The sequence below is a fragment of the Geobacter sp. OR-1 genome (assembly GCF_000813145.1).
In the GTDB taxonomy this organism is placed as follows: Bacteria; Desulfobacterota; Desulfuromonadia; order Geobacterales; family DSM-12255; genus Geoanaerobacter.
In genome coordinates this window covers 1-2,981 of the sequence record NZ_BAZF01000046.1, presented here as the reverse complement: position 1 = coordinate 2,981, position 2,981 = coordinate 1, and the positions used below count along the sequence as shown (strand labels likewise).

Annotated in this window: 3 protein-coding genes; all 3 read left to right on the top strand. The window is 34.2% G+C overall.

The window, feature by feature from the left end; all coding sequences use genetic code 11:
* Positions 1–629, top strand: a 629-nt coding sequence (locus OR1_RS20355) for a hypothetical protein (protein ID WP_237754378.1), incomplete at its 5' end; no start/stop codon positions are given.
* Between the two features lie 37 nt (positions 630–666).
* Positions 667–1,761, top strand: a complete 1,095-nt coding sequence (locus tag OR1_RS20350; RefSeq protein ID WP_041974958.1) for a glycosyltransferase family 4 protein — start codon at positions 667–669, stop codon at positions 1,759–1,761.
* A 97-nt stretch (positions 1,762–1,858) separates the two neighbouring features.
* Positions 1,859–2,896, top strand: a complete 1,038-nt coding sequence (locus tag OR1_RS20345; protein WP_041974957.1) for a glycosyltransferase family 4 protein — start codon at positions 1,859–1,861, stop codon at positions 2,894–2,896.
* Positions 2,897–2,981: the final 85 nt, after the last annotated feature.

Here is a 2,981-nt window from a genome sequence, read left to right as displayed (position 1 = left end):
ATATAAATAACTCGATAAAAATGCCTTCGTATTGTATTCTTGAGGTATCGTGGTTTACCTTTAGTCGATATAGAGTTGCATATCCACTTGATAAGCCACAGCTTGTTATGAAGATGAATAATTTAAAACAATTAAGATACAGTATATTAGCAACTCGATTACATATTACTGAACTAGTCATGGACAAAATAAAGAATAATAATAGATATATTGACTGGTGGGATGGAAACCCAAAGAAAGAAAAAACAGATATTTTTGATCCAAGTAGTTTCAAAATAGAAGATATGAAACAAACATATCCTAAATTAGAGGCTGGTATCGAGAATAACTTACTGCAATACTATAAAGATATTATTGATATGTGCAAGAAAAATAATATTAAACTAATATTATATACCGCTCCTGAGGCTCCAATATACATATCCTACCAAAAGGACAAGAATAAAGTCAAGAGTGTCATTCTGAATAGTGCGTTACAAAACAACCTCGAATACTATGACTTTACTCCTGATGGGCAATATTATTCCGATAAACTTGACCAAATGTTATTTGATTCTCATCATGTAAGAAAGCAAATAGAGTTTACTAAATATTTCGTCTCAGTACTAAGAGAAAAAAATACTTTCTAATGTTCTGATGACAGTGATGTAAGTTAGAGGGGTGTTTATGTTTGATCATCTACGAATGGCAATAATACGACCGATTGGAATCCCTATCTCCCGTAATTTTTACAACAGTCAGGAGATCGGACTGGCGCGTGGCCTTTCTAAATATGGCATATCTGTTGATGTATATGTTGCAGGTAAAGATCAAGCTGTTGTTTGTCAGAATATCGAATCTGCTGGAAGCGGTTTGGTGCGTCTGTTTGAGGTTCCTTTCTTTAAGATACCACTGATAGATCATGCGATATACCCGAAATTGATTAGTCTGTTAAAAGAAGGAAGTTACAATTTTATCCAGGTGAATGAGGAGAACGAACTTACTTCTTTCTGGGTTGCCAGATATGCAAGGAAGAATGGAATACCTGTTGTGGTCTACCAGGGGATGTACGAACAACTTACAGGTCGTATATATGCCGCTTTTCAGAATATCTATGATACGTTTCTGTTGCCGCTTTTTAGGAAATATATTGATGTTGCACTGGTGAAGACAAGTAGAGCCAGAGCGCACCTGGAAAGAAAGGGTTTTAATAATATCAGAATACTCCCTGTCGGCCTTGACCCAACTCCTTTCAAAAATCCCAAGGACAGAAACTGGCGTAGTGAATTTGATATCCCACCTGAAGCGTATATACTTCTCTATGTAGGAGTATTTGAGAAGCGAAGGAATGTCGATTTTATGCTGGATCTGGCGAAAAGTTTGCTTAATTATCGAGTTTATCTTGTAATGGCTGGTGTCGGGCCGGAGCATGAGAGGATTACTTCCAGGATATCTAAGGAAAATATTCTTAACGTTCGATTGATAGGATCTGTCAGTCAGGATGCGCTTCCCAGTTTATACAGAGAAAGTTCACTGTTTCTTTTACCAAGTAAATATGAAATTTACGGAATGGTTGTTATTGAGGCAATGTACTTCGGTTTGCCGCTGATTTCAACGCGGACTGCTGGCCCGGAAGATATTATTGATAACAATGTAGATGGAATAATAATGGATTATATTGATGTTGAGATGTGGGCAAAATCAATACTCTCTTTGCAGTTAAAACCTGAAAAACAAATTGAAATGAGATCTAATTCAAAAATAAAGTTTACAGTAAATTAATATGGGATGTAATTGCAAATGACTATAATACTATTATAAAAACCATTATACGCAATAATAGAAACAAATCTAGCTTAAGTGGCATAAGGTGACTAAATTGCCTGTTAAAATATTTATGATGCCAATGGACCATGAATATATTAATTTATTAAAGTCAAGTCTTGAAAAAAATAATGTTGAGGTTAAGCTGCTTAAACCATTTCATTATGCGGCTATTATCAATATATTGGCATTGATATTTTACCGGTTTAGGGGATATCGCTTAGCGCATATACACTGGTTATATATTTTCCCTTGTAGTTTTGTGATGAAATTATTTTATATTTTATGCAAGTCCCTAAAAATAACTATAATTTGGGAAATGCATAATATCGTATCACATTCAGCTACTATGCAAGATTATAAAATATCAAAATGGTTTTATGAAAATGTTGATGCCATTATTTATCATTCTCAAGATGATATACAAAGAGCAAAAAGTGAGTTGCAAACAAATGTTGATAAATTGCACATCGTGGTTCCACACGGTAATTTCAATAATTCATATGAAAATAATATATCAAAAATTGATGCTAGAAAAGCACTAGATATAGACGTTAAGTCAAGGGTAGTTTTGTGCTTCGGGGCAATTAGAAAAAACAGAGGTTATGAGTATTTAATTGAAGCAATAAAAACATTGAACAACACCGTTGCACTTATTGTTGGTAAAATACAGGATAAAGATGTTTATTATATTTTGCAGCAATATGCAAAAATAAATAATAACATTAAACTAATTGCAAAAACAAAGTGGATTCCTGATCATGACATACAGTATTTTTTTAATGCTTGTGATGTCGTAGTTTTGCCATATACTGATATAACAACCTCCGGAGTCATACCTCTATCCTACGCTTTTTCAAAACCTGTGATTACTACAGCCATAGGAGGCATCAAAGATATCGTCAATTCTGATGTTGGAATTCTTGTTCCTCCTTGTGATTCTATCGAACTGAGGAATGCAATCGAAAACATATTTAGATTGGATATCGAAACTATGGGTAAGAACGCATATGTTTATTCTCAAGAAGCATTTAATTGGGACAAGAACTCACAAAAAATTAACATATTTTATGAGTCATTACTGGAAAATTGACAGGATAGATTGGACTTCCTTCAGTTTAGTAGACACTGATCAGCCTTTTCAAACTCATAGGGGCTCAGCTGTCCAAGGTGGCTGC

Excerpts from the sequence above, each read along its gene's own strand:
- OR1_RS20350 (WP_041974958.1), top strand. The coding sequence starts at position 667 with ATGTTTGATCATCTACGAATGGCAATAATACGACCGATTGGAATCCCT.